The organism is Nocardioides luteus (genome assembly GCF_015752315.1).
Classification (GTDB): Bacteria; Actinomycetota; Actinomycetes; order Propionibacteriales; family Nocardioidaceae; genus Nocardioides.
The window spans coordinates 4,615,302-4,636,884 of sequence record NZ_JADOVJ010000001.1; the positions used below are offsets into that span (position 1 = coordinate 4,615,302).

Below are 21,583 nucleotides of genomic sequence, written 5' to 3' on the forward strand. Positions count from 1 at the left end.
GATGAGTGACCCGATCTCACGCCTGGACCAGTTCCGCGCCGACTCCCCCGGAGCTCCGATGAGCTCCGCTGCCGAGGCCCGGAGGCGGGGCGACCAGATCCGCCGGCGCACCCGTGCCGTCGTCACCGCCGGCACAGCTGCCGTCGCCGCGATCGTCGCCGGACCGATCATCTTCCTCTCCACCGGGATCGGCGATCAGGGCGTCGACCCGGCACGGAGCGACAGCATCAGTGCGGCCGAGTCCAGCGCGGCGGACTCCGTGTCGCCGTCCGATCTCACCCGCGCCAACCTGCCGACCGAGGACGACCTGGTCGCCGACGACCCCTATCCGGCGTGGGTCCAGGAGCAGACCTACGACGGCGAGGGCACGGACCCCTACAACGACTGCCTGACCGAGTCGCTGGGTGACTCCGGTGCGACGACGACGTTCCGCCGCGACTTCGTCGCGAAGCCAGGCGCGGAGATGGCGGACGCGGCGGGCACGCTGAACGCCGTCGTCGGCGAGTTCGGCTCGGCCGACGAGGCCGAGAAGGTGAGCATCGACCTCTCCGACGCCGCGATCTCGTGCTCCGGCGTGGACGGCGCCGAGCTGGCCGGCACGCTGCCGGTCGAGGGCGACGTCATCTCCAGCGGCAGCATCGACGTGGTGACGTACTCCTCCGACGAGCCGGACATGAACGCGGTCTGGGAGGTCGCGACGGCCGTCGTGTCCGCCGAGGACCGAGTGCTGGTGATGACCCGGAAGCGCGGTGTCCAGGACTACGTCTCGCCGACCACCCTGCAAACCTCCGCGGCCAAGGCCGCCAACCGGCTGGTCGGCGTCACGCCCCCGGCCGAGCCGTCCACCGATCCGGCCGCCGACCCGACGGCCACCGGCTCCCCGACCGAGGAGCGCTTCGGCGACGCCAACCTGGTCGCGGCCGGCGAACTGCCGGCGCTCGACCGCTTCGAGAGCGCCCTCGGCTGGAACCGCTACACGCCCACCCCCGACGTACCGACCCTGGCCTGTCAGAAGGAGTGGCTCTCCACCCTCGGCGCGACGGCGAAGGTGGCGGCCGACTACCGCTGGGACACCGACCGCGCCATGGTCGGCCAGGTGCATGTGGCCGTGCTCGAGTTCTCGGACGTGAACGCGGCGGGTGCTGCGTACAACGAGGTCATGGAGTGGATGGAGGTCTGCCCGGCCAACAAGCTCGGGGTCGACCCCGAGGTCACCGCGCTGCCCAGGGACGTCAGCGCCGACCTCGATGCCGGGCCGAAGCGCGCGGCGCGGTCGCAGGCGACGTATCCGGGGTCGGACGGCAACGACAGCATCTGGTTCGAGACGGAGCTGGTCGCCGAGTACGAGACCCGGCTGGTGCTGGTCGGCTACGCCGAGTCCGCTGGTCCGTGCCCGCCGAGCACCGGCGACAAGGAGGACCCGTGCTACCAGCCCGACCAGCCTGACTCCTGGCCCGGCCGGATCCTGGCGATCGAGAAGGCGGCGGTGACTGCCGGCATCGGCGATCTGCGCTGACGGCGCTCCTCTTGAATACGATATGGTCGATCGTCTTTCATGACTTAGCGCCGAGACTCCTGTCACAACGCGCGCACGCAGGGAAGACACGTACTGGCCATGGCGTTCGGGACCCACGGAGCCCGACCCGCATCAACCCTGGAGTAGCCCTCTCGTGTCCACCGCCCCCACCACCAGAAGGCGGCTGCCGCTTCCGTCCTTCTCGGTCCAGATCATTCTCGGCCTCGCTCTCGGCGTCGCCCTCGGTGCCATCGCGCGAGCGATCGGGCCCGGTGCCGGCGACGAGGCCAACTGGCTGACGACGACCCTCGCCACGATCGGCAACTCGTTCGTCGCACTGCTCAAGGCCGTCGTCGTACCGCTGATCTTCACGGCCATCATCGCCTCGATCGCCAACCTCCGCACGGTCAGCAACGCGGCCCGGCTCGCCGGCCAGACGCTGCTCTGGTTCGCCGTCACGGCGGCGATCTCGGTCGCCATCGGGATCGGCCTGGGGCTGCTCTTCCGGCCGGGCAGCAACACCGCGGTCAGCACCGCCGACGCCGCCGAGGCCGGTGCCTCCGCGTCATGGCTCGACTTCCTGCAGGGCCTGATCCCCGGTAACTTCCTCGGCCTCCAGGCCTCGACCAGCGTCGAGCAGGTCGGCGGGAGCCCGCTCGCGGAGACCGCGCTGAGCTTCAACGTGCTCCAGGTGCTCGTGGTGGCGCTCGCCATCGGCATCGCGGCGCTCAAGACCGGCGAGAAGGCCGAGCCGTTCCTCGCCTTCAACCGCTCCTTCCTGGCCATCGTGCAGAAGGTGCTGTGGTGGATCATCAGGCTGGCGCCGATCGGCACCCTCGGCCTGATCGGCAACGCGGTCGCCTCCTACGGCTGGGACTCGCTGAGCTCCTTGGCGTGGTTCGCGGTGGCCGTCTACGTCGGCCTGGCCCTGGTCCTCTTCGTGGTCTATCCGGTGCTGCTGCGTGTCCACGGCCTCAACCCGATCGCCTACTTCCGCGGCGCCTGGCCGGCCATCCAGCTCGCCTTCGTCTCGCGCTCCTCGGTCGGCACGATGCCGGTGACCGAGCAGGTCACGGTCAAGAACCTCGGTGTCCCGCAGGAGTACGCCTCCTTCGCCGTCCCGCTGGGCTCGACCACCAAGATGGACGGCTGCGCGTCGATCTACCCGGCGATCTCGGCGATCTTCGTCGCCCAGATCTTCGGCATCGACCTGAGCATCACCGACTACCTGCTGATCGCCTTCGTCTCGGTGGTCGGCTCGGCCGCGACCGCCGGACTGACCGGCGCCGTCGTGATGCTGACGCTCACCCTCTCCACCCTCGGCCTGCCGCTGGCCGGTGTCGGCCTGCTGCTCGCGATCGACCCGATCCTCGACATGGGCCGCACCGCCGTCAACGTCGCCGGCCAGGCGCTCGTGCCGACGATCGTCGCCAAGCGGGAGGGCATCCTCGACATCGACCGCTACCGCTCCGCCTCCGCGGAAGGACTGCTGGCCGACGAGGAGCCCGCGGACGCAGTCGCCGCCTGATCATTCGTGGGCTCCAGCGCCCCGGCAGCCTGTGGCTGCCGGGGCGCTGTCGTCTCAGCCGGGGTAGGAGGCGGCGGACCGGGCGGTCCGCAGGGCCTCGGCCCACCAGGCGAGCTGGGCGAGCATCGCCTTGGCGTAGACGGCCGAGTCCGGATCGTCGGGTCGGCCGTTCTCGTCGAGCCGCTCCCAGTAGCGGGGGAAGGCGAGGCGGGCCTGGAGGGGATGGGCGTGCAGCTCGGTGAGCACGTTCTCCAGGTGCAGGGCGGCGTGGCGGCCGCCGCTGTCGCCGCCATAGGAGACCAGCGCGACCGGCTTGGCCTGCCACTGGGTGAAGTGCCAGTCCAGCGCCGACTTCAGCGAGGCCGGGTAGCTGTGGTTGTACTCGGGCGTGACGATGACGAAGCCGTCGGCGGCCTCGAGGGCGGCGGTCAGGTCGCCCTGACCCTCCGGCCGTGGATAGTCGGCGCCGGCCATCTTCGGCGACTCGGCGGGCAGGGACAACGGGATCTCATGGTCGGCCAGGTCGATCAGCTCGACGTCGAGGCCGCCGTACGCCTCGGCCTGCTCGGCCATCCAGGAGCCGAAGATCGGGCCGCCGCGACCTTCCCGGACGCTGGCGAGAATGACTGCGATACGTAGTGGTTCGTTCATGTCATCCAGGCTCACGCGGATCAGCGGGTGGCGGGAGACCGAGCCGAGGCTGGCCCCGCCAGGGCCACCCTGACCACCCGGACGCGCCGTAGGCTTGGCGCCATGCCTGCCAACCCGGGAGCCCTCGGCTCGTTCATCAGGGACCGCCGGGACCAGACCACGCCGGAGAGCGTCGGCCTCCCGGTCGGCGTACGCCGCCGCGCGCCCGGCCTGCGGCGCTCCGAGCTGGCCACGCTGGCCGGGATCAGCGTCGAATACCTGGTCCGGATCGAGCAGGGCCGCGACCGCCACCCCTCGCCCCAGGTCCTGCGGGCGATCGGTGACGCGCTCCGCCTCGACGCCACCGCCCACGAGCACCTGCGTGCGCTGGCGATGGCTTCCAGCGGACAGTGCCTCGGGCCGTACTCCACGGGTCGCGACGTACGCTCCGGCGCCCGCGCCGTCGTGGAGCAGTTCGAGCCGGGACTGGCGGTGCTCACCAACCGGCTCGGCGACCTGCTCGCCCACACCTCCGGGTTCGACGCGCTCGCCCGGCCGCTCGGCCTGCTGGACCAGGCCGAGCCCAACCTGACGAGGTACGTCTTCCTCGACCCGCGCGCTCGCGAGGCGTTCCCCGACTGGGACCGGGTCGCCGACGACCGGGTCACCAACCTCTACCGCGGACCGACCGCCGGCGCCTCACGCCGGCTCATCGAGGCCATCTCGGAGCACGCGGGGCCCGAGTTCACCGGCCGGCTGAACCGCCACGAGCAGCCGCACGGCGGGGTGTGGCGCTGGCGCCACCCGGAGGCCGGCGAGCTGCGGCTCGAGGTCGAGGAGCTCGAGCTCCCGGCCGCCGACAACCAGCAGATCCTGGTGATGATGCCCGCCGACGACGCCACCGCCGAGTCCCTCGACGCGATGCGGCGCCGCCGGTCGGGCGCCCTGCGAGCGGTCTGACGTAGGTCAGCCTCGGTCGCTCTACTCGGCCTCGTCGTCGGCCGACAAGCTGTGCCAGACCTCGTAGGCGACGGATGCCGCACCCTCCGCGTCGCCGGATGCGAGCAGATCGATCAGGGTGTCATGACGCTCGACCGAGGCCCGGCCGTCGGCATCGAAGCGGTGTCGCTCGGCGCGGCGTACCAGCGGGTCGAACTGCTCGAGGACCGTCTCGATGGCGCGGTTGCCGAGGACGGCCACGGGGACACGGTGAAGCTCCTCGTCGGCGTCGAGAGCCGCGCTGACGTCGCCGGCATCCACCGCCTCCGCGAACCGGCGGTTGGCCTCGCGCATGCGATCGAGATCCCGCTCCCCCAGCTTGCCGGCAACCTCGCGCGCGGCCAGCTGGTGCATCGCGGCCACCACGTCGCGCGCGTCCCGTACGGCCTGCGACTCGATCGTGCTCACGGTCGTCGACCGTCCGGGCAGCGCCACCACGAGCCCGCTTCCCCCGAGGCGCAGCAGCGCCTCGCGGACGGGGGTGCGGCTGACGCCGAGCCACGCCGCCAGCTCGCCGTCCTTCAGCTGCTCGCCGGGGCCGAACGTGCCATCGACGATCGCATCTCTGAGCCGTCGGTAGACGTCGTCCCGAAGGAGGGTGCGGTCGACGGCGGGCGTACCTGAGGGGATCGGCATGCAACATATTGCACACGGCTTCCCGGGCCAGCGCAAGCTCGACCTTGTCTCCGACTGTTGCATGCAATATATTGCACATTGGTGGCGGACGCCGCCATCGACAACCGCTCGCGGGACCGCCTCGCGGCACACGAAAGGAACGGCAGCATGAGCACCACCGGTCAGCAGATCAAGAACATCGTGCTGGTTCACGGGGCCTTCGCCGACGGCGCCGGATGGCGCCGCGTCTACGATGACCTCACCGCCCGCGGATACCGCGTCAGCATCGTGCAGAACCCGCTGACGTCGCTCGCCGACGACGTCGCGGCAACGACGCGGGTCCTCGATCGCCAGGACGGTCCGACCGTCCTGGTCGGTCACTCGTGGGGCGGAACGGTCATCACGGAGGCGGGAAACCACCCGAACGTCGCCGGCCTCGTCTACGTCTCGGCGCTCGCACCGGCTTCGGGCGAGACCACCGCGCAGCAGTACGAGGGCTTCGCCCCCACCCCCGATTTCGTCATCGAGGTCGGCGAGGACGGCTACGGGTTCCTCAACTCCGAGAAGTTCAAGGCCGGTTTCGCGGCGGACGCGAGCGATGAGGACGCCGCGTTCCTCCGCGACTCGCAGGTGCCGATCAACATGTCGGTGTTCGACGAGCCCGTGACGCACGCCGCGTGGGGCGACAAGCCGAGCTGGGCCGTCATCGCCACCGAGGACAAGTCGTTCGATCAGGCGATGCTCCAGCACATGGCCACCCGCGCGGGCGCCAAGATCACCAACGTGTCCGCGAGCCATGCGTTGTACATCACCCAGTCGGGCGTTGTCGCCGACACGATCGCCGACGCCGCCGAGCACGCGCTGATCCCGGCCGGCTGAGCCACCCGGGCGCTGAGCTCATCCGGCTGAAGAAACGGGGAGCGGCCTGGGCTGCCGCAGCCCGGGCACCGCCCCTCGAAGGAGACACACGATGACGATCACCACGCTTCAGGCGCCGCTGTGGATCGAGCTGCTCGCGGCCGGCCTCGGCGGGCTGCAGGGCGCTCTCTTCGCCGCGGGCGAGCGCCACCGCCGCATCGACGTCCTGGGAGTCGTCGTCATCGGCCTCTCCGTCTCGCTCGGCGGCAGCCTGCTGCGCGACATCTTGCTCGATCAGCCGCCCGTGGTGATCTGGAGCAACTCGTACCTGCTCGTGGCCGGCGCCTCCGCGGTCGTCGGGATGCTGGTCCAGCCTCTGCTGGCGCGTGCCGACTGGACGCTCACCGCCCTCGATGCGGTCGTGATGGGTCTGTTCGGCGCGATCGGCGCTTCCAAGGCGCTCTCGCTCGGGGCGGGTGAGGCCGGTGCTCTGGTGGTCGGGGTCGTGGGCGCCATCGGCGGCGGGATGCTGCGCGACGTCATCCTGAGCCTGCCCTTCTCGTTCCTGCAGGTGGGGACCTTGTACGCGGTCGCCGCCGCCACCGGCGCCGGCATCCTCATCGTGCTCGTCGGTGTCGGCACTCCGGTGGCGGTGGCGGGCCCGGTCTGCGTCATCGTGACGGCGACTGTCCGGCTGGTCGCGGTGCGCTTCGAATGGCGTTTCCCCGAGCAGCGGCCGCTGCGCCTCCGGCGACGCCTCGGGCGCGACGGTGAAGCCGCGTGATCAGCTCGACGGGATGTAGAGCTTGAAGCCGGGAGGCAGCTTGTCGGGCGCCCGGTGGCCGTTGTAGATCCGCAGCTCCTCCTCGGTGACACGGAACTTCTTGGCGACGCTCGCCCAGGTGTCCCCGGCAACCGTCGTGTAGACCGTCTCGCCGGTGCCGGGCTGGGGCTTCGGCTTGGGCTTGGGCTTGTCCGCCTTGGCCGGGATCTCGATCGTCGAGCCGGCGAGCAGCTTGGTGGGGTCCGTGTAGCCGTTGTGCGCCATCAGCTCGTCGGCGGTGACGCCGAACTTCTTGGCGATGCTGAAGAACGTGTCCCCGGCGACGACCTTGTACTTCTTCAGCTTCGGCTTCGCCGCCGGGATCTTGATCTCGCTCCCGGCCAGCAGCTTGGTGGGATCCTCGTAGCCGTTGTGGGCCATCAGCTCGGCCACGTCGACGCCGAACTTCTTGGCGATACCGGAGAAGGTGTCACCCGGCGCCACGGTGTAGGTCTTCTCGGCCGGCTTCGCGGGCGGGCTGACCACGAGCTCGGCCCCCGCCCGAATCTTGGCCGGATCGGCGATCTTGTTCCACGTCGCGAGGTCGGCGACCTTGACGCCGTACTTCTCGGCGATGCCGGAGAGGGTCTCCCCCGGCTGGACGGTGTGCGTCTTCCGCTCCGCCTTTGCCTGATCCACGCTCCGGTGCGCGCCGGGGGCCGATGCCGCCACCGCCGGGGCCGACCCGGCGATGGACGACCCGACCGAGGCTGAAACAGCGATGACGACCGCACCCGAGATCAAACGCGTCATTCTCTTGGCCATAGCCGTCACAGTAAACCGTTCGGACGCTCACGCGTGCCCATTCGAACCAATCCCCGAAAACACGACCGCCCCGCGACCATTGCGGTCGCGGGGCGGTCAGGGTCTGACGTACGTCAGAGGGACTGCAGGATCTCGCGAGCGAGAGCAGCGGTCTCCGACGGGGTCTTGCCGACCTTCACGCCGGCGGCCTCGAGGGCCTCCTTCTTCGCCTGCGCGGTGCCGGCGGAGCCGGACACGATCGCACCGGCGTGACCCATGGTCTTACCCTCCGGCGCGGTGAAGCCGGCGACGTAGCCGACGACAGGCTTGGAGATGTTCTCCTTGATGTAGGCCGCGGCACGCTCCTCGGCGTCGCCACCGATCTCACCGATCATGACGATGAGCTTGGTCTCGTCGTCCTTCTCGAACGCCTCGAGGGCGTCGATGTGGGTGGTGCCGATGATCGGGTCACCACCGATGCCGATGGCGGTGGAGAAGCCGAAGTCCTTCAGCTCGTACATCATCTGGTAGGTCAGCGTGCCCGACTTGGAGACGAGACCGACCGGGCCCTTGCCGGTGATGGTGTGCGGCGTGATGCCGGCCAGCGACTCGCCCGGCGTGATGATGCCGGGGCAGTTCGGGCCGATCATCCGGGTGGCCTTGCCCTGCAGGTAGGACCACACCTCGGCGGTGTCCTGGACCGGGACGCCCTCGGTGATGACCACGATCAGCGGCATCTCGGCGTCGATGGCCTCGATCGCGGCGTCCTTGGTGAACGCCGGCGGCACGAAGAGCACCGACACGTTGGCGCCGGTCTCCTTCATCGCCTCGGCGACCGTGCCGAACACCGGGAGCTCCACGTCGGCGCCCTGGGCGTCCTTGTGGGTGACCGTGGTGCCGGCCTTGCGGGCGTTGACGCCACCGACGATCTGGGCGCCCGAGTCGAGCATCAGGGCGGTGTGCTTCGCACCCATGCCGCCGGTGATGCCCTGGACGATGACCTTGCTGTCCTTGTTGAGGTAGATGCTCATGTTTCTCTCTCCTGACCTCAGGCGTTGGCCAGCTCGGCGGCCTTGTCGGCGCCGCCGTCCATGGTGTCGACGATGGTGACCAGCGGGTGGTTGGCCTCGCTGAGGATCTGGCGGCCCAGGTCCACGTTGTTGCCGTCCAGACGCACGACGAGCGGCTTGGTCGCCTCGTTGCCGAGGATGTCCAGCGCGCCCACGATGCCCTTGGCGACCTCGTCACAGGCGGTGATGCCACCGAAGACGTTCACGAACACGGACTTGACCTGCTCGTCGTTCAGGATGACGTCGAGACCGTCGGCCATGACCTGCGCGTTCGCACCGCCACCGATGTCGAGGAAGTTGGCGGGCTTCACGCCGCCGTGCGCCTCACCGGCGTAGGCGACCACGTCGAGGGTCGACATGACCAGACCCGCGCCGTTGCCGATGATGCCGACCTGGCCGTCGAGCTTCACGTAGTTGAGGCCCTTGTCCTTGGCCTTCGCCTCGAGCGGGTCCTCCTCGTCACGGATGACGAACTGCTCGTGGTCCTCGTGACGCACCTCGGAGGCGTTGTCGTCCAGCGACACCTTGCCGTCCAGGGCCTCCAGCTTGTCGCCCTCCAGGCGAGCCAGCGGGTTGACCTCGACGAGGGTCGCGTCCTCCTCGGTGAACACCGTGTAGAGGCTCTGGATCATCGAGACGGCCTGCTCGAAGACGGGCTCCGGGAAGCCGCACTCGGTCGCGATCTCGCGCGCCTTGGCCTCGTCGACACCCTTGCCGGGGTCGATGCCGATCTGCTTCACGGCGTCGGGGTTGGTCTTGGCGACCTCCTCGATCTCCACACCACCCTCGACGGACGCGATGCAGAGGTACTGCCGGTTCGAACGGTCCAGCAGGAAGGAGAAGTAGTACTCCTCCACCGGCGGGGTCGCCGGGGTGATCAGCACCCGGTTGACCTTGAGGCCCTTGATCTCCATACCGAGGATGTTCGAGGCGTGCTCGAACGCCTCGTCCGCGGTCTTGGCCAGCTTCACGCCGCCGGCCTTGCCGCGGCCACCGGCCTTGACCTGCGCCTTGACGACGCAGAAGCCGATCTCCTCGGCGGCCTTCCTGGCTTCCTCAGCCGTCTCGACGACGACACCTTCGGTCACGGCGACGCCGTGCTTGGCGAAGAGCTTCTTCGCCTGGTACTCCATGAGATCCACTGATCCACCTGGTCTGTGTGTTGCGGTACGAGGCGGCGTACCGCATGGATCAGCGGTCGACGTCCTCGTCTTCAGATGTGTCCGTCCTGCACCCTAGACCCCGTCACGGCCTGGTTACGAGCCCAGGGGCCACGACGTGACGTACGCCACTAGCGGGGCGAGAGGCCGGACACACCGGACATATACCAACAAATCGACAACCTCGAGTAACAGTCCGTAGCCCTGCCCGCTGAGGCCCGTTTGACCGCCTACGGCGCGACCCGCCGCTCGGGGAATGACGGGTTTCAACACCGTATCGAGACGCAAACCCGGCCGTAGACACGCGTTTCGGGTGACACGAACAAGCCGCAATCCAGTTTCTAGTCTGACGGAAATACGCAGATCAGCGCCCGGTTCCGTGTTCGCCCAAGGTGAAATCAGCGAAACGGGCGTGCCACATTTCTTGACCGCGCCCTCCGGTCCGTTACAGTCATGGCTCGCCGTCTGACCCCGAACAGCGGAGATATGAACTGATGGGCAACCACCGAGCCGACGTCACCAGTGACAGTCCGCGTTCGGTCACCCCTTCCCCCGGAGCAACCACGAGCAGCAGCTACGTCGGGAAGCGGCGCGCAGCGCCGGCGACCGACAGCCCTGCTTCCAGGCCCGCTCCGCGAGCGACCGGATCGACCTCCTACGTCGGGAAGCGGCGTGCCGCGCCGTCCCCCGCCGTCGGGACCGCGACACCGACCCCCGCCCCTGAGACTGTTGAAGAGCCGGTCGCCAAGGCCCGGCCCAACCGCGTGGTCCTCGAGCAGACCGGCAAGATGCCGGTCGTCGGGTCTCCCCGCGACACCGAGGCCACCGACGGCCGCATCTCGACGGGTGAGCTGCGTGCCCTCGTCGAGGGCGACGGGGGCCCCTCCTTCCCGGCGACGTTCCCGACGACGCCGCCCGCCCCGCAGGCGCCCCGGCCGATCGTGCCGGTGCAGCGCCGGGCGGCCCAGATCGACCCGGTCCTGGCCGACCTGCTCTCCTCGATGGGCATCGACCCGGACAAGGTGACTCCCGAGGTGCTCGAGGACCTCGGCGTCGGGGGCATGACGACCTCCGAGCTCACCAAGTTCCTGACGCAGCCGACCAAGCCGGCGCCGATGAGGGCCGCGCTGAGCACGCCGGTCTCGACCAAGACCCCGCCTCGCGGCATCCCGGCAGCTCCGGCGCCGTCCCGCCCCGAGCCGGTGGCACCGGTCGCTCCCGTCGTTCCTGCCGCCCCGGCCGCGCCCGTCGCCCCGGAGCCGACCTTCCAGGCGCCCGAGCCGACGCACACCCCCAAGCCGCTGCGGATGGCCAACACGTTCGCGCCGCTGACCGGCAAGGTCCGCGCCGTGCGCCAGGCCCGCCAGATCCCGGCTCCCCCGATGGCCCCGGCGCCCGCTCCGGCCTACGAGCCCGAGGTCAGGGAGCCCCGCGGGTTCCAAGAGGCGTTCGACGCCCCGCCGACCTCCTTCAAGATCGACACCACCTCGTTCCCGGCCCCGCCGGTGTCGCTGCCGCAGCAGATCGACTTCGACTCGATGGCGATCGACCTTCCGGCCGAGACCTACACCGCCGACGCGCCCTACTACGAGGCTCCGCAGGCCGCCGAGCCGTTCTACCAGGACGACTACGCCGACGGCTACGGCCATGAGGCCCACCAGGCCGAGGCCTACTTCCGCGCCGAGACCGGCAGCATCGACCTGCCGAGCATCAGCGAGATCGCGACCTACCGGCCCGAGCTCCACGACCTGCCGGCGGTCGAGACCACCGGCACGATGGTCGGCATCGGTGGCCCCACCCGGCCGCGCACCCGCCGGGCCGCTGCCGCGGCCGCCGGTGGCCGCCCGACGGTCCCGCTGACCGCTGGTGCCGCCGCTCTCGCCGCCGCCATCGGTGGCATCGCGCTGACCGGCGGACCGACGATGGTCGCCGCCGACGACGTACGCCTCGTCGGAGCCACCGCGCTCGGTGGCGACAGCGACATGGTCGTCGTCGGTGACCGCTCCGCGACCGTGACCCGTAACGACGAGCGCTCCGAGGCCGACACCGCGGCGAGCGACCGGGAGAAGGCGCTCCAGGGCGTCGACGTCCAGGCGGACAAGCAGGACAAGTTCCTCAAGTCCAACCTGTGGGAGCTCCCGATCCCGGCAGGCGTCTACCGCATCACCGGCACCTTCGGCTCTTCCGGCTCCAACTGGGCCAGCACCCACACCGGCCTGGACTTCGCGGCGCCCTACGGCACCCCGATCCACGCCATCGCCCGCGGCACGGTCACCGAGACCGCGTGGGGCGGGGCCTACGGCAACCGGACGATCATCACCCTCGATGACGGCACCGAGATCTGGTACTGCCACCAGAGCGACTACGGCGTCTCCGTCGGCCAGACGGTCTCCCCCGGCGAGGTCATCGGCTACGTCGGCTCCACCGGAAACTCCACCGGCAACCACCTCCACGTCGAGGTCCGCCCCGGTGGTGGTGACGCCGTCGACCCGGACGCCGCGCTCAACGAGCACGGTGTCGACCCGAGCTGACACAGAGCCGAGTCGGCGCAACTGCACGCCTTGGAGCGAAGCGAAGCGAGCGAGGCGTGCCGTTGCGCCGACTCGGCGTACCCCGAGGAGACAGCCGCCTATGCGACTGGCGCCACATGAGCCTTCAGCCGCCCCGAGTCACAGCTTCTCGACCGGCGCGTAGCGGAGAAGCAACCGCTTGACGCCCGTATCCCCGAAGTCGATGCTCGCGACCTGCTTGTCGCCCGATCCCTCGATGGTGACGACGGTGCCGAGACCGAAGGAGTCGTGGGTGACCCGGTCGCCCGGGTCGAGCGAGGGCACCGCGCGGGCAGGCTTGGACTTGGCGGCGGCATCCGCGCGCAGGGCGGCCGAGGAGAAGTTGCGACGCCCGGCGGCCGTGGGCTGGCCGAGCCGCTGACCACCGCCCCAGCTGTCGCCGGCGAAGTTGGGCCGGCCCCAGGAGGACATCTCCTTCTCCGTACGCCGCCAGTCGACCAGGTCGACCGGGAGCTCGTCGAGGAAGCGGCTGCCCGGGTTGTGCGACGGCGCACCCCAAGCGGACCGGACGACGGCACGCGAGATGAAGAGCCGCTTCTCGGCGCGGGTGATGCCGACGTAGGCCAGCCGGCGCTCCTCCTCGAGCTCGGTGCCGTCACCCAGGGCCCGGGAGTGCGGGAAGACGCCGTCCTCCATGCCGGTGAGGAAGACCGCGGGGAACTCGAGGCCCTTGGCGGTGTGGAGGGTCATCAGCGTGACCACGCCGTCCTCGTCGTCGGGGATCTGGTCGGTGTCGGCGACCAGGGCCACCCGCTCCAGGAAGTCGGCGAGGCCGGGCTCGACGGTGCCTGCGTCGACGTCGGCCGGGTCGGCGCTCGGGGCGGCGACGGGGTCGTCGGAGAACTCGCGCGCCACGGCGACGAGCTCGGCGAGGTTCTCCACCCGGGTCTCGTCCTGCGGGTCGTCGGACTCCTCGAGGGAGACGAGATAGCCCGAGCGGTCGAGCACCGTCTCCAGGATGACGTCGGCACGCTCGCCGGCGTCGACCATCTGCAGCAGCTCCTCGACCATCGCGACGAAGGCCTTGATGTTGGTCAGGCTGCGGGTGGCCATGCCGGGGGCGTCCTCGGCCTTCTGCAGCGCCTCCCAGAAGGTCAGGCCGTCGCGCTCGGCCAGCGCGTTGACGCAGGCCACGGCGCGGTCGCCGATGCCACGCTTGGGGGTGTTGAGGATCCGTCGCAGCGAGACCTGGTCGTCGGGGTTGGCCAGCGTGCGCAGGTAGGCCAGGGCGTCGCGTACCTCCTTGCGCTCGTAGAAGCGCACGCCGCCGACGACCTTGTAGGGCTGGCCGGTGCGGATGAACACCTCCTCGAACACGCGCGACTGGGCGTTGGTGCGGTAGAAGACGGCGATGTCGGCGGCCTTGAGCCCGCCGTCGACGAGCTTGTCGATCTCGTCGGAGACGAACCGCGCCTCGTCGCGCTCGTCGTCGGCGACGTAGCCGACGATGCGCTCGCCGTTGCCGGCGTCGCTCCACAGGGCCTTCTCCTTGCGGCCCTTGTTGTGCTTGATGACCGCGTTGGCGGCGGTGAGGATCGTCTGCGTGGAGCGGTAGTTCTGCTCCAGCAGGATCGTGGTCGCGTCGGGGAAGTCCTGCTCGAAGTCGAGGATGTTGCGGATGTTGGCGCCGCGGAAGGCGTAGATCGACTGGTCGGCGTCACCGACCACCATCAGCTCGGCCGGTTCGCTACGAGGCGCCTCGTCGGCGTAGGAGTCGGTCAGCGCGGTGTCATCCATGCGATCCGCACACAGCTCGTGGACCAGGGCGTACTGGGCGTGGTTGGTGTCCTGGTATTCATCGACCAGCACGTGGCGGAACCGGCGCCGGTAGACCTCGCGCACCTCGGGATAGGCCCGGAACAGCTCGACGGTCGACATGATCAGGTCGTCGAAGTCGAGGGCGTTCGCCTGCCGCAGGCGCTTCTGGTACTCCTTGTAGGCCGCGACGTAGGTCTGCTCGAGGTGGTTGCGAGCGTCCTTCTCGGCCGCTTCGACGTCGCGCAGCTCGTTCTTCTGGTCGCTGACCCAGTTGAGCACCTGGCCGGGCTGGTAGTGACGCGGGTCCAGGTCGAGGTCGCTGAGCACCAGCTGCATCAGCCGCTTCTGGTCCTGCGCGTCGTAGATCGAGAAGTTGGACTTGAGCCCGACCTTGTCGATCTCCTTGCGGAGGATCCGCACGCAGGCGCTGTGGAACGTGGAGACCCACATGATCCGGGCACGCTTGCCGACCAGGGCCTCGACGCGCTGTTTCATCTCGGCGGCGGCCTTGTTGGTGAAGGTGATCGCCAGGATGCTGCCGGGATGGGCACCGCGCTGGGAGATCAGCCACGCGATCCGTCGGGTCAGCACCCGGGTCTTGCCCGACCCCGCACCCGCGACGACCAGCAGGGGCGCACCCTGGTGCTGCACCGCCGCCTTCTGGGGCTCGTTGAGCCCGTCCAGGAGCTCCTCGGCGCTCGGTCCACGCCGTTGCGTACGCGGCTCGTCGGCCGGCTGCGCCGAGGCGAAGGCCTCGAGGCCCGGGATGGTGGCAACAGGGGTCTGGTCAGGCGTACTCATGCTGCCTCCAGCCTAGGGCGTAGCACCGACAAGACGCGGGTCGGCGGGCCCTCGACAACGGTCAGGAAGCGACGTGCGCGGACGACCAGAAGACGGCCACGCAGACGTTGATGACCGTCAGGCCGAAGATCGTCCAGTAGAGGCCGTCGGAGATCTTCGGCTTGCGCAGCTGGGACATGACCAGGCCGAGGACGACCAGGCCGATCACGAGCTTCACGCCGACCTTCGCGTGGTCGACCGGACCGTCGCCCATCTCGAGGACGCCGACGAGCAGCAGCCCGGCCAGGAACGCGGTGCCGGAGCCGTCACGCATGAGGCCGTTGGCCACCTTGTCAGGGGCCTTGATCTGCACCAGCAGGCCGCCGAAGAGCGCCGCGAAGCCGAGCAGGTGAATGACGAGCAGGATGTGCCGCACGATCTCCATGGGCAAAGACTAGAGCCCCCGCCTCGGAGCCCATCAGGCGGTACCGCATCGACGCGTTTTCGAACGATCACACGAATTTGATCACATTCGCCTTGGGGAATTCCGATGCGTCTGCCTACTCTCACCGTGACCGCCACCATCGCTCTCGGCTCCGCAAGGAGGATTCTGACGTGTCATCACCTCGCCCGACCCTGCCCACCGGCGGGTCCAGACCGCTCGATCAGCTCCGCCAGTCCATTCGCTTCGACGTACCGGCCTCGCTGGTCGTCTTCCTCGTCGCCGTGCCGCTCTCGCTCGGCATCGCCGTCGCCTCCGGTGCACCTGTCGCCGCAGGCCTGATCGCCGCCGCGGCCGGCGGCATCGTCGCCGGCCTCTTCGGCGGCTCTCCCCTGCAGGTCAGCGGCCCCGCTGCCGGCATGACCGTCGTCGTGGCCGAGACGGTCGCCGAGTTCGGATGGGAGGCGACCTGCGCCATCACCGTGATGGCCGGGATGCTCCAGGTCGTGCTCGGCGCCACCCGGCTGGGACGCTACGCGCTGGCGATCTCGCCCACCGTCGTCAGCGCGATGCTCGCCGCGATCGGTATCTCGATCGTGCTCGGCCAGCTCAACGTCGCCCTCGGCGGCCGATCGCAGTCCAGCGCGTTCGAGAACGTCAAGCACATCATCGGCAACGCGCAGGAACCCAACGTCCACGCCGTCCTGGCCGGGCTCGGGGTGATCGCCATCCTGCTCGCCTGGCCACGGCTCCCGCAGCGGATCCGCGCGGTGCCCGGCCAACTGGTGGCCGTCGTCGCGCTCACCCTGCTCGCGGCCGCGTGGCTGCCTGGTGCCGAGCGGGTCGAGCTCGGCACCGACCTGCTCGACGAGATCGGCTCGGTCGCGCTGCCCGAAGGCACCCCGCTCGCCGTGGCCGGCGCGGTGCTGACCGTCGCTCTGGTCGCGAGCGTCGAGAGCCTGCTCTCCGCGGTCGCCGTCGACAAGCTGCACGGCGGCCAGCGCAGCAACCTCAACCGCGAGCTCATCGGTCAGGGACTGGCCAACACCGCCTCCGGTGCCCTGGGCGGCCTCCCGGTCACGGGCGTCATCGTGCGCAGCTCGACCAACGTCGCGGCGGGGGCGCGCACCCGTGTCTCCGCGATCCTGCACGGTGTCTGGGTGCTCCTCTTCGCCCTCGTCCTGGTCGGGCTGGTCGAGCAGATCCCGCTCGCCGCACTGGCCGGACTGCTGATCATGATGGGCACCGGCCTGGTCAGGCCCGCCGACATCTCCCAGGCGCATGCCCGCGGCGAGCTGTGGATCTACGCGCTCACCATCACCGGGGTGCTCGCGCTCAACCTCATCGAGGGTGTCCTGATCGGCCTGGTCGCCACTCTGGTCCTGGTGCTGTGGCGGCTGGTCCACGTGCGGATCGACGTACGCCCGTCCGGCCAGGCGGCCGACGGCCGCGAGAAGTGGCTGGTCGAGGTGCACGGCAGTCTCTCGTTCCTGGCCACGCCGACGCTGGTGAGCAGGCTCGACACGATCCCGGAGGGTCAGCTCGTCGAGCTCGACCTCCTGGTCGACTACCTCGACCCGGCCGGGCGCGATCAGCTCGACCACTGGCGGGCCCGCTACGAGGCCGCCGGCGGCACGGTGCTCGTGGAGCACTCCGGGCCGCACGGCGCCGAGGCGCCCCGTCAGGAGCGGGCGCTGAAGGCACCTCCGATCAGCCCGCGGGGGCTGCTTCCGTGGGGCGCCTGGCAGGACGTACGCACCGACCGCACCGACCCGCACCACCCGCTGGCCCTCGGCGTCCGGGAGTACCACCGCCGGCACGCGGCACCGCTGCGGCCGGTCTACGAGGGGCTCGCCGACGGCCAGGAGCCGCAGGCGGTCTTCCTGACCTGCGTCGACTCGAGGGTCGTGCCCAACCTGATCACGTCCAGCGGCCCTGGCGACCTGCTGACGGTCCGCACCATGGGCAACCTCGTGCCCGAGCCGGGCAGCACGGACAGCTCGGTCGCGGCGCCGATGCTCTTCGGCGTCGACGACCTCGGCATCAACACCGTCGTCGTCTGCGGCCACTCGCGCTGCGGCGCGATCACCTCGGCGCTGGAGAGCACCCGCGCCGGCGAGGTGCCCGCGGGGCCGGTCGGTGACTGGCTGCGCCACGCGGCGCCGGCGATCCAGGAGTGGCAGACCGGGCATCCGGTCGGTCTCGCCGCTGCCGCGGCCGGCCGGAGCGAGGTCGACCAGGTCTCCCAGGTCAACGTCGCGGTGATGATCGACCGGCTCGGGGAGCTGCTGGCAGGTCGGGACGTACGTCTCGTGGGGCTGTTCCTGGACATCTCCGACGGCACGCTGCAGATCCTGCGCGGCGACGGGTTCACGACGCTGACCGACGCGGAGACCGACGAGCTCGCCCACCTGATGGAGGCGAGGCCGCCCGAGCCCGCGTGACCGGGACCCCTAGAGCAGGCGGCGGTCGTTGGCCCAGCGAGTGAGCTCGTGACGGCTCGACAGCTGCAGCTTGCGCAGCACGTTGGACATGTGGGTCTCGACCGTCTTGATCGAGATGAACAGCTCTCCGGCGACCTCCTTGTAGGAGTAGCCGCGGGCGATGAGGCGCATCACCTCGCGCTCTCGTTCGGTCAGACGGTCGAGGTCCTCGTCGATGTCGGCGATGGCGATGGTGCCGGCGAAGGCATCGAGCACGAAGCCGGCCAGGCGCGGCGAGAAGACCGCGTCTCCCCCGGACACCCGCTGGATCGCGGCGACCAGCTCGGCGCCGGTGATGGTCTTGGTGACGTAGCCGCGGGCACCGCCGCGGATGGTGCCGATGACGTCCTCGGCCGCGTCGGAGACCGACAGCGCGAGATAGCGCGGCGAGCCGTCGACGGCCGGGGCCTTGCGCATCACCTCGACGCCGCCACCACCGGGGAGGTGCACGTCGAGCAGCACCACGTCGGGCTTGCCCTCCGCGATCGCCTTGACCGCGGTGTCGACGTCCTCGGCCTCCCCGACGATCCGGATGACCGGCGACCGGCTCAGCTCGGCGCGTACGCCGGTGCGGAACATCGCGTGGTCGTCCACGATGACGACCTTGACCTCACTCATGCCCGTTCTCCTTCATACCCGGCCTCCTTCGTGCGAGGCTGCTTCAGCCGCACCTCGGTGCCTTCTCCCGGTGACGATCTCACCACAGCCGAGCCGCCGTGGCGCGACATCCGGTCGATGATGCTGTCGCGTACGCCGTGCCGGTCCGCGGAGATCTCGTCCACCACGAAGCCGGCGCCGCGGTCGCGGACGAAGACCTCGAAGGCCTCATCGGTCGCCTCCGCGTAGACGTCGACCCGTCCGGTGCCGGCGTGCTTGGCGGCGTTGGTGACGGCCTCGCGGGTGGCGGCGACGATGGGCCTCACCGTCTCGTCGTAGGGCCCGTCGCCGACGACCACCACGTCGACGGTCACGCCGTGGGCGTCCTCGACCTCGGCGGTGGCCGCCTTCAGCGCCGCGGCGAAGGTCTCGTCGGCCTCGGCCGGGGTCGAGAAGAGCCACTCCCGCAGGTCACGCTCCTGGGCGCGGGCGAGCTTCTGCACCATCGCAGGGTCGCCGGAGTTGCGCTGGATCAGCGCGAGCGTCTGGAGGACGGAGTCGTGCAGGTGGGCGGCCATGTCGGCGCGCTCCTGGCTCCGGATCCGCTCCTCGCGCTCGCTGCCGAGGTCGCTGGCGAGCTGACGCACCCACGGCCCGGCGACGAGGAAGCCCGCGGCGAGCACGATCAGCCCGGCGATGATCAGCGCGGTGGCGTTGCCGAGGTCGAGCTGGCCACCGGCGAGGATCACCGCGAACAGCATCAGCCCGACGCCGACCCCGACCCGGACATAGGCCCGCCAGCCGCCCTTGCCGAAGACCATCCGCACCAGGTCGAGACGCCCGGTGCCGTCGATCCAGCGCTCGCGCTGGGCGGCGTCGGCCTGGCGCCACAGCAGCGCGACACCGGCGACGCCGAGCATCGCCGGCCAGATCAGGGCGCCCGCGCCGAGCACCGTGTCGAAGAGCACGACGGCGCCGAACCCGAGCGCGAGCAGCGCGATCGCCGGCCCCTTGTCGACGCCTCCGGGGCGCGAGGACGGGCGGCGGCCGCCGCGGGTCGCGCTCTCGCCGCCCGGGGTGGACTGCTCGATGTGGGGTGCGGCGGGGATGAAGATCCACAGCGCGGCGTAGAGCACCACGCCGAAGCCGCTGAACACCGCCGTCACCACGAAGAACGCGCGCACGGCCAGCACCGGCAGGCCGAGGTGCTCGGCCAGGCCGGCGGCCACGCCACCGATCACCGACGCGTCGGTGTCTCGGTAGGCGCGGCGTACCGCGGGCTCCGGGGGCGGTGCCGGCAGCTCTGCCGTCGCATGGGTCGTCGTCATGATGACAACCATCGTCACACCAACCGGGGGCGGGTGCCATGAGGATTCACCCTGATCCTGGCGCGTCGAGAACTCAGGGCCGTCCCTGATGGCCTGCGACGGGCCGAGGGGTCAGAGTAGGGGTGTGACGATCCCGCCCGAGGCGCCGCTGCCTCCAACCCCGGAGCCGCCATCGCCTGTCTCCGAGGCGCGCACCCGCCCCAGCGGCGAGCAGCTGCGCAACCTCAGTGCCCTGCGGCGTACGACCCAGGCGTCCCCGGAGGGACGGCACATCGCCGGCGTCGCGGGTGGGATCGCACGCCACTTCGACGTCGACCCGCTCCTGGTGCGGGTGATGCTGGTGGTGGCGGTCTTCTTCGGCGGTTCCGGCGGGATCGTGTACGTCGCGGCCTGGCTGCTTGTGCCCGAGGACGGCGCCGAGGACGGGCTCATCCCGGTCGGGCCCCCTGCCCGCAACCTGCTGCTCTGGATCGCCGGTGGCATCGCCACGATCTCGCTGCTCAGTGACGCGTTCGGCGACACCAGCGTCCCCTGGTTCTGGCTCGCCGTGCTCGCGGTGGTCGCGCTCTGGTACGCCAACCGCGGCAAGTGGGGCCGCCGCAAGCAGGGCGGGCCTCCGCCGGTCGTTCCCACCCCGACCGGCGACGTGCCCGCCCGCGCTCCCGCCGCGCCGACGCGCTATCTTCCGGCGCCCTGGGCGCCCGGCACCTACGACCCGCACGCGCCGATCCGGCCGGTCGGCCGCCGGCGCCCGCCGCTGCTGTTCGGCCGCGCCATCGCGGTCGCCGCTCTGGTCGTGGGCGTCCTCGGGCTCGTCGACGTGGCCGACTGGATGTCGGTCCCGACCAGTGCCTACCCGGCCGCGCTGCTGGCCGTCTTCGGCGGCTTCCTCGTGCTCGGCGCCTTCTGGGGCCGTGCCGGCGGCCTGATCTTCCTCGGACTGGTCTCCCTGGCTGCCCTTCCGCTCACGATGATCGACATGTCGAACCTCGAGACCGGCAGCAGCATCGAGATCCACCCCCGCAGCGTCGCGGCCCTGGAGAGCTCCTACGTGGTCGACGCGGGCGCGATCGTCGTCGACCTGAGCGCGATCGACCCGAAGACGCTCGACGGCCGCGACCTCGACATCACCAGCTCGTTCGGCGAGATCACCGTGATCGTCCCCGACGACGCCACCGTCGCCGCGGAGGCGACGCTCGGCGCGCTGGGCGAGGCCCAGGTCTTCGACGAGACCCGCAGCGACCTCGGCGGGTTCGCCCTGGCCCGCACCCACGTCGCCGGGGAGGAAGGCAGCGAGCCCGGCCTCGCCGACGACGCCGACCTGCACCTGACCGCGACGGCCGACCTCGGGGCGATCAACGTCTACGAGGAGAGCGACCCCAGAGCCGTACGCTTCGTCGGGACGGCCGGGAGGAGGACCCCATGAGCCACGACTACGCCCCGCCTCGCTTCGAGGATCGCGCCGGTGAGGCGAAGCCCACCGGACGGCACCCGGTCAACATCGGCCACCTCGTCATGGGCCTCGCCTTCCTCGTCTTCTTCGTGGTCTGGGCGCTGATCGTCAGCGGCACGGTGGTCATCAACAGCATCGAGGACCTCCGCTGGCTGCTCCCGATCCCGTGGATCGTCGGCGGCTCCGTCGGGCTGCTCGCCGCGCTGCTCAGGAAGAGCTGACGAGTCGG

At 70.4% G+C, this 21,583-nt stretch carries 18 protein-coding genes; 9 read left to right on the forward strand and 9 right to left on the reverse strand.

What is annotated here, in order from left to right; all coding sequences use genetic code 11:
* Position 1 precedes the first annotated feature (1 nt).
* Together HD557_RS22090 and HD557_RS22095 are read left to right on the forward strand one after the other, a co-directional pair.
* A complete protein-coding gene (locus HD557_RS22090; RefSeq protein ID WP_196875469.1) occupies positions 2-1,516 on the forward strand; it encodes a hypothetical protein in 1,515 nt (504 codons plus the stop codon).
* A 154-nt stretch (positions 1,517-1,670) separates the two neighbouring features.
* Positions 1,671-3,044, forward strand: a complete 1,374-nt coding sequence (locus HD557_RS22095) for a dicarboxylate/amino acid:cation symporter (protein WP_196875470.1) — start codon at positions 1,671-1,673, stop codon at positions 3,042-3,044.
* A 54-nt stretch (positions 3,045-3,098) separates the two neighbouring features.
* Here HD557_RS22095 and HD557_RS22100 read toward each other — a convergent pair whose 3' ends face one another.
* Entirely contained in the window at positions 3,099-3,695 is a 597-nt protein-coding gene (locus HD557_RS22100) for an NADPH-dependent FMN reductase (protein ID WP_008364055.1), read from the reverse strand.
* 102 nt (positions 3,696-3,797) lie between these two features.
* On the opposite strand from HD557_RS22100, the gene HD557_RS22105 reads away from it, so the two are divergent.
* Positions 3,798-4,634: a helix-turn-helix domain-containing protein gene (locus HD557_RS22105; RefSeq protein WP_196875471.1), complete on the forward strand. Its 837-nt coding sequence runs from the start codon at positions 3,798-3,800 to the stop codon at positions 4,632-4,634.
* Between the two features lie 21 nt (positions 4,635-4,655).
* Here the strand turns inward: HD557_RS22105 and HD557_RS22110 are convergent, their stop codons facing one another.
* Entirely contained in the window at positions 4,656-5,309 is a 654-nt protein-coding gene (locus tag HD557_RS22110; RefSeq protein ID WP_196875472.1) for a GntR family transcriptional regulator, read from the reverse strand.
* 147 nt (positions 5,310-5,456) lie between these two features.
* Between HD557_RS22110 and HD557_RS22115 the strand changes: the two genes are divergently transcribed.
* Together HD557_RS22115 and HD557_RS22120 are read left to right on the forward strand one after the other, a co-directional pair.
* A complete protein-coding gene (locus HD557_RS22115; protein WP_231380407.1) occupies positions 5,457-6,167 on the forward strand; it encodes an alpha/beta fold hydrolase in 711 nt (236 codons plus the stop codon).
* Between the two features lie 91 nt (positions 6,168-6,258).
* On the forward strand, positions 6,259-6,930 hold the full coding sequence (locus HD557_RS22120) for a trimeric intracellular cation channel family protein (protein ID WP_196875474.1): 672 nt from the start codon (positions 6,259-6,261) through the stop codon (positions 6,928-6,930).
* On the opposite strand, the gene HD557_RS22125 is transcribed toward HD557_RS22120, so the two are convergent.
* From HD557_RS22125 to sucC, 3 genes are all read right to left on the reverse strand, one after another.
* Positions 6,931-7,722, reverse strand: a complete 792-nt coding sequence (locus tag HD557_RS22125) for a LysM peptidoglycan-binding domain-containing protein (protein ID WP_196875475.1) — start codon at positions 7,720-7,722, stop codon at positions 6,931-6,933.
* Between the two features lie 125 nt (positions 7,723-7,847).
* On the reverse strand, positions 7,848-8,744 hold the full coding sequence (gene sucD, locus HD557_RS22130) for a succinate--CoA ligase subunit alpha (protein ID WP_008364062.1): 897 nt from the start codon (positions 8,742-8,744) through the stop codon (positions 7,848-7,850).
* A 17-nt stretch (positions 8,745-8,761) separates the two neighbouring features.
* Entirely contained in the window at positions 8,762-9,925 is a 1,164-nt protein-coding gene (gene sucC, locus HD557_RS22135) for an ADP-forming succinate--CoA ligase subunit beta (protein WP_008364063.1), read from the reverse strand.
* Between the two features lie 512 nt (positions 9,926-10,437).
* Here sucC and HD557_RS22140 point away from each other — a divergent pair.
* Positions 10,438-12,474 carry a M23 family metallopeptidase gene (locus HD557_RS22140; protein ID WP_196875476.1) on the forward strand — a complete coding sequence of 679 codons (2,037 nt, stop codon included), beginning with the start codon at positions 10,438-10,440 and terminating at the stop codon, positions 12,472-12,474.
* 138 nt (positions 12,475-12,612) lie between these two features.
* Here HD557_RS22140 and pcrA read toward each other — a convergent pair whose 3' ends face one another.
* Positions 12,613-15,072 (reverse strand): DNA helicase PcrA, encoded by a 2,460-nt coding sequence (gene pcrA, locus HD557_RS22145; protein ID WP_196875477.1) that lies wholly within the window; start codon positions 15,070-15,072, stop codon positions 12,613-12,615.
* 61 nt (positions 15,073-15,133) lie between these two features.
* Positions 15,134-15,496, reverse strand: a complete 363-nt coding sequence (locus tag HD557_RS22150) for a hypothetical protein (protein ID WP_196875478.1) — start codon at positions 15,494-15,496, stop codon at positions 15,134-15,136.
* Positions 15,497-15,666: 170 nt separating this feature from the next.
* Here HD557_RS22150 and HD557_RS22155 point away from each other — a divergent pair, with 170 nt between their 5' ends.
* Positions 15,667-17,937, forward strand: coding sequence for a SulP family inorganic anion transporter (locus tag HD557_RS22155; protein ID WP_196875479.1), 2,271 nt, complete (start codon positions 15,667-15,669; stop codon positions 17,935-17,937).
* Between the two features lie 9 nt (positions 17,938-17,946).
* Here the strand turns inward: HD557_RS22155 and HD557_RS22160 are convergent, their stop codons facing one another.
* Both HD557_RS22160 and HD557_RS22165 read right to left on the reverse strand, forming a co-directional pair.
* A complete protein-coding gene (locus tag HD557_RS22160) occupies positions 17,947-18,594 on the reverse strand; it encodes a LuxR C-terminal-related transcriptional regulator (protein WP_091052906.1) in 648 nt (215 codons plus the stop codon).
* Complete coding sequence (locus tag HD557_RS22165) at positions 18,591-19,901, reverse strand: ATP-binding protein (RefSeq protein WP_196875480.1); 1,311 nt, start codon at positions 19,899-19,901, stop codon at positions 18,591-18,593. Before HD557_RS22165 ends, HD557_RS22160 begins: the two co-directional genes overlap by 4 nt.
* A 124-nt stretch (positions 19,902-20,025) precedes the next feature.
* On the opposite strand from HD557_RS22165, the gene HD557_RS22170 reads away from it, so the two are divergent.
* Both HD557_RS22170 and HD557_RS22175 read left to right on the forward strand, forming a co-directional pair.
* Positions 20,026-21,327: a PspC domain-containing protein gene (locus HD557_RS22170; protein WP_307785685.1), complete on the forward strand. Its 1,302-nt coding sequence runs from the start codon at positions 20,026-20,028 to the stop codon at positions 21,325-21,327.
* Positions 21,324-21,575, forward strand: a complete 252-nt coding sequence (locus tag HD557_RS22175; protein ID WP_196875482.1) for a hypothetical protein — start codon at positions 21,324-21,326, stop codon at positions 21,573-21,575. Before HD557_RS22170 ends, HD557_RS22175 begins: the two co-directional genes overlap by 4 nt.
* The last annotated feature ends 8 nt before the right edge of the window (positions 21,576-21,583 follow it).